Raw genomic sequence first — 7,026 nt, 5'->3', positions numbered from 1 at the left:
TCGCAGAGGTATGCGACGAGGGGCCGCCCGGCCTCGTACTGCCGGTGGCGAGGGCGGCCATGCCCCCGCGAGGCCCTGCTGCCGTGCCGCCACCGGAGAGTAGTTGACCGGAATTCAGCGAAACCCTGGCGCGAACGCGTCCGACGTTTCAAGCTCACGGTGTGACGAATGCGGAGAACGGCGCGGACCAGGGACGAGCGGACACGACCTTGCGGCTCAGGGGGAAGCTGCAGTGGGTCCCGGTGGCGGCGGTGGTGGTGCTCGTCGCCTGGGTGGTGGCCATCCCGCCGGTCGTCTCCGGGGAGTACGGGGCGGTCGGCGGCACCCTGATGGTCATCGCCGGACTGCTCCTCGCCTTCTTCACCGTCACCTTCGTCGGATATCTGGTGCGACCGCTGCGGCTGGCCCCGGGCGACGGCGGGCTGACCGTGCGCCTGCCCCTCTGGCCCGCCCGCACCGTGCCATGGCCCGCCGTATCGGGTGTCGCGGTCACCGAGGCGGCCGAGGGCGGCAGGACCGGTACCCATGTCGTCGTGGACTTCGCGCCGGGGACCGAGGCGCTGCCCCGGTTCTGCCGGCCGCGGTCGATGTACCGCAGGCTCGCCCCGGCGCTCGGCCGCGGTGAACGGGCGCAGGGGCTCTGCATCGAGGCGCAGGTCTTCGATGTGGACCCGGCCGGGCTGGTGGCGCTGATCGGCGAGTACGCGCCGGGCCGCCGCCCCGGGGGCGATGCGCCCGGTACGGGGTACGGAAGGACCGGGCCGGGGGCCGTTCCGCCCAGGTGACATCCGCGCGGCCCACGGCGGCCGGGTGCCGTGGGCCGCACGGTCGGTCCCGTTGCCGGGGGCCGGTCAGCCCAGTTGCCAGAGGTGGTCGGCGGTGCCGTTGTCGTCGTACTGGACGACGGGTGCGCTGTTGGCGGTGGACATCTGGTCGACGCCGAGGACTTTGCCGGAGTTCTTGTTGCGGATGCGGTACCAGCCGTCGCCGTTGTCGGTCAGTTGCCAGAGGTGGTCGGCGGTGCCGTTGTCGTCGTACTGGACGACCGGTGCGCTGTTGGCCGTGGACATCAGATCGACGCCGAGGACCTTGCCCGAGTTCTTGTTGCGGACCTTCAGGAAGTCGCCGGCCGGCGTCCAGGGGTGACCGTCGGGCGCGGCCGTGGGGAAGGCGGAGATACGCAGCCGGGCGGCGCCCATCGGGATCAGCGTGACGGTCTCGACGGCGGCGGTGCTGCGGGCCGGGCTGGTCTGCAGCACGTTGACGACCTGCTGCCCGTCGGTTTTCCACTCGGCGATCCGGCGGGCGGGCGCGGTGATGCGCAGTGGGGCGCCGTCATGGGTGAAGGGGTTGGCGGCCAGTGAGCCGCCGGCCCTGCTGAGGGACGGGGACCCGGAGTCCAGCGCGAGCCCGTAGTTCCAGGGTGTGGTGGCGTGCACCTCGTACTCGGGGAATTCGGTGCTGCCGCCGTACTGGACGTAGTCCTCGCCGATGTCCAGCGCGTAGGTGAGCGGGCCGTGGTCGACGGAGACGGCGCCGTGGCTGTCGGGCCAGGTGCGTACGGTGGTCGACTGGGGGAGCTGGAGGGTGACGGTGTCACCGCTCTTCCAGGTACGGCTGATCCTGGTGAAGGCGGGGCCCGCGGGGGCGCTGACCGGCCGGCCGTTGACGCTGATCCGCGGGGCCGCGCACCAGCCGGGGACGCGCAGATAGAGCGGGAAGGCCAGCGCGCGCGGGGCGGTGATCCTGAGGGTGACCGTGTCCGCGAAGGGATAGTCGGTGGTCTCGGTGACCGTGACCGCGGTGCCGTCGGCGACCTTGGCGGTGACGCTGCTGGGCGCGTACATGGCGGCGGCCAGTCCGTTGTCCGGGGTGGCGAGCCACAGCTCCTCGGTGAAGTACGGCCAGCCCATGCCGTAGTTGTGCGGGCAGCAACGGTACTGGTCGACGCCCGGCTGGTAGGACTGCATGGCGAAGCCGTTCTGGAACTGGCCCTGGGTCTTGGGGGTGTTGTCCAGGTCGACGGAGTTGGCACTGGTGATGTAATGCACGCCCTTGCCCGCCGGGTCCAGTGCGGCGGGCAGCGAGTTGAAGGCCAGTTCCTCACAGCGGTCGGCCCACACCGGGTCGCCGGTGATCCGGGCCAGCAGCTGGTGGCTGGCCATGAACTCGACGATGCCGCAGGTCTCGAAGCCCTGCCTGGGGTCGCCGAAGCCTGGCCTGGCGTTCTCGTCGCCCGCGAAGCCGCCGCCGGGGAACTGGCCGTAGGCGGACATCACGGAGGTGTAGTTCTGGTAGGCGGCCCGGGTGAGCGCGGTGGAGGGCGAGCGCAGCGCGTACTGTGCCGGTTCTCTGAAGCCCTGGGCGATGTTGACGTTGTGCAGCGTCGGGAGGTTGTCGACCCAGTCGGCGCCGTTCGTGTGGATCTTGTCGGCGAGGTCGAGCAGAAAGCTCTCGCCGGTGCGGTTGTAGAGCCAGAAGACGCTGTCCAGGCCGTCACCCCAGCGCACCGACACCCAGCTCTGGTTGAAGGCGCCCGGACCCTGGGCGTTCATGTAACGGAAGAAGGCGGACAGCAGCGGGATGATCCGGGTGTCGCCGCTGTACTCCTGCCAGTTGCGCAGGGCCCAGGTCAGCGGCAGGAACGGCCAGAAGTCGGGGCCGCCGCCGAGCGAGGTGCGCAGAGCCGCCGGGCCGAAGAAGCCGTCGGGCTGCCGGGTGGCGACGATGGCGTCGATCCAGCGGCGTACGGCGGCGAGCGCGGTGGCGTCCTGGGTCAGTACGGCGAGGTCGACATAGCCGCGCAGCCAGTAGGGCACCTCCTCCCAGCCGACCCGGTCGGGGTGCACCCAGCCGGTGTTGTCCATGTCCAGGAAGTGCGAGATGTCGGCATACCGGCCGCACAGACCCGCGAGCTGCAGCCGGAGCTGGCCGTCGAGCCAGCCGTGCGCGGTGACGGCGCCGGGCGGCAGCCGCAGAAAGGCGGTCGGTGCCAGGGGTGCGGCGCTGGGCGCGTAGTGACCGCCACGGGCGGGGGCGACACGGGCGGCGGCCGGTGTGGGGGCGGCCTGGGCGCCCCCGGCCAGACGCAGTTGGAGACCCATGGTGCCCGCGGCGAGGGCGGAGAGCGCGAATTGACGACGGTTCAGGGGCATGGGGGCGGCTCCTGGTGACTGAGGGCGCGGCGCGGCGCGGCGGCAGAGTGTCGCCGACAGCCTCGGCCCTGACTGGCCCTGACAGGGAAAATCCTTTCCAACGTTGGAAATTACCCACGCCGGAAGGGGCGGTGCCATCCGGAATGACAGCACGCGGAAATGGTCATGTCCAGGCCAACGGCAGAAGTTCGTGTCCATGACGCATGCGCGGCGGGCGGGCTACGCTGCGCCGTACGTCTCTCCGCTGGAGGTCATGGATGCGCCGTGTCACCGTACGGAAGCTGTCGTATCTGGCTGTCGCCGCCGCCCTGCTGTCGGTGGGGGCGACCGCGCCGCCCTCCGCCGCCGGAGCGGCGCAGGGGCAGCAGCGGGGGAGCGCGGTGGCGAAGACCCCGGTCGCGGTCGGTTACGGCGGCGCGGTGTCGAGCGTCGACCAGGACGCGTCGGCCGCGGGCATTGAGGTGCTCCGCGAGGGCGGCAATGCGGTGGACGCCGCGGTGGCGACGGCCGCCGCACTCGGGGTGACCGAGCCGTACTCGGCCGGTATCGGCGGGGGCGGCTACTTCGTCTACTACGACGCGAAGACCCACCGGGTGCGGACCATCGACGGCCGTGAGACCGCCCCGCGCTCCGCCGACTCCTCGCTCTTCCTCGAGAACGGCAAACCGCTGCCCTTCGCGGACGCGGTGACCAGCGGTCTGAGCGTGGGCACCCCGGGCACCGCCGCCACCTGGGACTCCGCGCTCACCTCCTGGGGCCGCAAGTCGCTGGGCACGGTACTGAAACCGGCCGAGCGGATCGCCAGGGACGGGTTCACCGTCGACCCGACTTTCCACAGCCAGACGCAGGACAACCAGGCACGCTTCGCGGACTTCCCCGCGACGGCGAAGCTCTTCCTGCCCGGCGGCCGGCCGCCCGCCGTGGGCTCCACGCTGAAGAACCCCGATCTGGCCCGCACCTACGAGGAGTTGGGCCGCAAGGGCGTCGGCGAGCTCTACCGCGGCAGCCTCGGCCGGGACATCGTACGGACGGTCCGCAAGCCGGACCTGGCCCCCGGCTCGACCCGTAACGCCCGCCCCGGGGACCTGACGGCGCGGGACCTGCGGGCGTACGCACCTCTGCACCGCGCCCCCACCGAGACCTCGTACCGCGGACTCGACGTGTACGGCATGGCGCCGTCCTCGTCCGGTGGTACGACGGTCGGCGAGGCGCTCAACATCCTGGAGCGCACCGACCTCTCGAAGGCGTCCCAGGTGCAGTATCTGCACCACTACATCGAGGCGAGCCGGATCGCCTTCGCCGACCGGGGCCGCTGGGTCGGCGACCCGGCCTTCGAGTCCGTACCCACCAAGGACCTGCTCTCCCAGCGCTTCGCGGACTCCCGCGCCTGCCTCATCAAGGACGACGCGGTCCTGACCAGCCCGCTGGCCCCGGGCGACCCGCGCCACCCGCGGCGGTGCGGGAACAGCGGCGGCGCGGCCCCCACCACCTACGAGGGTGAGAACACCACCCATCTGACGGTGGCCGACAAGTGGGGCAACGTGGTGGCGTACACGCTGACCATCGAGCAGACCGGCGGCAGCGCCATGGCCGTGCCCGGCCGCGGATTCCTGCTCAACAACGAGCTGACGGACTTCTCCTTCGCCCCTGCCGACCCGGCCGTCCACGATCCCAACCTGCCGGGGCCCGGGAAGCGGCCGCGTTCCTCGATCTCGCCGACGATCGTCCTGCGGGGCGGGAAGCCGGTGCTGGCCGTCGGGTCGCCGGGCGGCGCGACCATCATCACCACCGTGCTCCAGACGCTCATCGGCCATCTCGACCGCGGTCTGCCCCTGGTGGACGCCATCGCCGCGCCCAGGGCCAGCCAGCGCAACGCCGCCACGACGGAGCTCGAACCGGCGCTCTACAACAGTCCACTGCGCGGCCAACTGGAGGCGCTCGGGCACAAGTTCACCCTCAACCCGGAGATCGGTGCGGCGACCGGGGTGCAGCGGCTGCCGGACGGCCGCTGGCTGGCGGCGGCGGAACCGGTCCGCAGGGGCGGCGGTTCCGCGATGGTGGTCCGCCCGGACGGCCGGCCCTGAGGGAGCGGGGCGGGCCGACGTTCGGGCACATTACTATACCGGTCATAGTGGTATTACAATGACGGCATGGTCCGTACCCCTCTCACCCCCGAAGAGCGCGCACGCGGCGAACGGTTCGGCCGTCTGCTCCGCGAGGCGCGCGGCGCGCGCACCATGAACGAGATCGCCGCCGCCGCGGGCATCTCGGCCGAGACGCTCCGGAAGATCGAGACCGGCCGGGCCCCGACCCCCGCCTTCTTCACGGTCGCGGCGCTCGCGGCGGTGCTCGGGCTCTCCATGGACGAGGTCGCGGCGCGCTGCTCACCGGTGGCCGTATGAACCGGGGGCCCGCGGCCCTACGCTCCGGGTATGACACCCGACGCCACGACCTCCGACGCACTCGCCCGCAGCAAGTACGTCAGTCTGACCACCTTCCGCAGGGACGGCACGCCCGTCGCCACGCCCGTCTGGGCCGCGATGGACAGCGGCGAGCTCTTCGTCTGGACCCGTACCGACTCCTGGAAGGTCAAGCGGCTGCGCCGGGACAGCCGGGTGCGGGTGGCCGTCTGTGATGTACGGGGCAGGGTCGCGGAGGGCGCGCCGTCCGCCGAGGGGGTGGCGCGGCTGCTCGGAGAAGCGGATACCCGGCGGGTGCGGCGGCTGCTGAGGGCCAAGTACACCTGGCAGTTCGTGCTCGTCGATGTGCCGGGCGCCATCGTCCGGCTCGGCAAGCGGCCGCACACCGGGATCGCCGTGACGTTCGGCTGAAGCGGCCCAGGGGGGACGGGCGTACCGGTGCGGGGCGACCGTCCGGTGCGGGGCGCGCCGGAGGCGCCGGGCGCGCAATCTGATCGCGGCCGGAGGGTGAACTGATCATGCGGAGACGAAACATGATCGACTCTGCCGGTTGACGGCGATGGTCTTGCCCCAGTCTGGGACGGGGCTTACGTTCTCCTCCTACGCAACCTGTCTACGTGCGTAGAGCTTCGTGGCGCCCTGTTGAAGGAGCTGCTCATGTCCCACGTCGTACGCGCCGCACTGGTCCAGGCCACCTGGACCGGCGACACCGAGTCCATGATCGCCAAGCATGAGGAGCATGCCCGCGAGGCCGCCCGTCAGGGCGCGCGGATCATCGGATTCCAGGAAGTCTTCAACGCCCCGTACTTCTGCCAGGTGCAGGAGGCCGAGCACTACCGCTGGGCGGAGCCCGTGCCCGACGGGCCGACCGTCACGCGGATGCGGGAACTCGCCCGCGAGACCGGCATGGTGATCGTGGTCCCGGTCTTCGAGGAGGAGCAGTCCGGCTTCTACTTCAACACGGCCGCCGTCATCGACGCCGACGGCAGCTACCTCGGCAAGTACCGCAAACACCACATCCCGCAGGTCAAGGGCTTCTGGGAGAAGTACTACTTCAAACCGGGGAACGCGGGCTGGCCGGTCTTCGACACCGCGGTCGGCAAGGTCGGCGTGTACATCTGCTACGACCGCCACTTCCCCGAGGGGTGGCGCCAACTCGGCCTGAACGGGGCGCAGATCGTCTACAACCCCTCCGCCACCTCGCGGGGACTCTCCGCCTACCTCTGGCAGCTGGAGCAGCCCGCGGCGGCTGTCGCCAACGAGTACTTCATCGCCGCCATCAACCGGGTCGGCCAGGAGGAGTACGGCGACAACGACTTCTACGGCACCAGCTACTTCGTCGACCCGCGCGGCCAGTTCGTCGGCGCGCGGCCGCGGCCCTAAAAATACGGGGCACATGACCGTCCCCCCCTACCCGCACCGTGCGCCTATTTTAAAAAAATAACTCTACA

5 protein-coding genes and 1 pseudogene are annotated in these 7,026 nt (G+C 71.0%); 5 read left to right on the top strand and 1 reads right to left on the bottom strand.

The annotated features are described in order from the left end of the window. Window positions 1-161 precede the first annotated feature (161 nt). A complete protein-coding gene (locus tag ACFXBC_RS28755) occupies window positions 162-785 on the top strand; it encodes a hypothetical protein (protein WP_385030680.1) in 624 nt (207 codons plus the stop codon). 66 nt (window positions 786-851) lie between these two features. Here ACFXBC_RS28755 and ACFXBC_RS28750 read toward each other — a convergent pair whose 3' ends face one another. Further along, on the bottom strand, window positions 852-3,155 hold the full coding sequence (locus ACFXBC_RS28750) for a beta-L-arabinofuranosidase domain-containing protein (protein ID WP_385030677.1): 2,304 nt from the start codon (window positions 3,153-3,155) through the stop codon (window positions 852-854). Between the two features lie 257 nt (window positions 3,156-3,412). Between ACFXBC_RS28750 and ggt the strand changes: the two genes are divergently transcribed. The 4 genes and pseudogenes from ggt to ACFXBC_RS28730 form a co-directional block, all read left to right on the top strand. Beyond that, window positions 3,413-5,239 carry a gamma-glutamyltransferase gene (gene ggt, locus ACFXBC_RS28745; protein ID WP_385030674.1) on the top strand — a complete coding sequence of 609 codons (1,827 nt, stop codon included), beginning with the start codon at window positions 3,413-3,415 and terminating at the stop codon, window positions 5,237-5,239. A gap of 66 nt (window positions 5,240-5,305) precedes the next feature. Further along, a complete protein-coding gene (locus ACFXBC_RS28740) occupies window positions 5,306-5,557 on the top strand; it encodes a helix-turn-helix domain-containing protein (protein WP_385030671.1) in 252 nt (83 codons plus the stop codon). A 30-nt stretch (window positions 5,558-5,587) separates the two neighbouring features. Continuing rightward, window positions 5,588-5,986, top strand: coding sequence for a PPOX class F420-dependent oxidoreductase (locus tag ACFXBC_RS28735; protein WP_385030668.1), 399 nt, complete (start codon window positions 5,588-5,590; stop codon window positions 5,984-5,986). Between the two features lie 246 nt (window positions 5,987-6,232). Further along, window positions 6,233-6,943 (top strand): annotated as a pseudogene (locus tag ACFXBC_RS28730) (nitrilase-related carbon-nitrogen hydrolase); the annotation flags it as partial. Window positions 6,944-7,026: the final 83 nt, after the last annotated feature.

The sequence above is a fragment of the Streptomyces sp. NPDC059398 genome, assembly GCF_042751845.1.
GTDB lineage: Bacteria > Actinomycetota > Actinomycetes > Streptomycetales > Streptomycetaceae > Streptomyces.
This window is presented reverse-complemented; position numbering and strand designations above follow the sequence as displayed.

What these genes read in the sequence shown, in the direction of transcription:
- ACFXBC_RS28750 (WP_385030677.1), bottom strand. Translation starts at nt 3,155, where the DNA reads ATGCCCCTGAACCGTCGTCAATTCGCGCTCTCCGCCCTCGCCGCGGGC.
- ggt (WP_385030674.1), top strand. Translation starts at nt 3,413, where the DNA reads ATGCGCCGTGTCACCGTACGGAAGCTGTCGTATCTGGCTGTCGCCGCC.
- ACFXBC_RS28740 (WP_385030671.1), top strand. Translation starts at nt 5,306, where the DNA reads ATGGTCCGTACCCCTCTCACCCCCGAAGAGCGCGCACGCGGCGAACGG.
- ACFXBC_RS28735 (WP_385030668.1), top strand. Translation starts at nt 5,588, where the DNA reads ATGACACCCGACGCCACGACCTCCGACGCACTCGCCCGCAGCAAGTAC.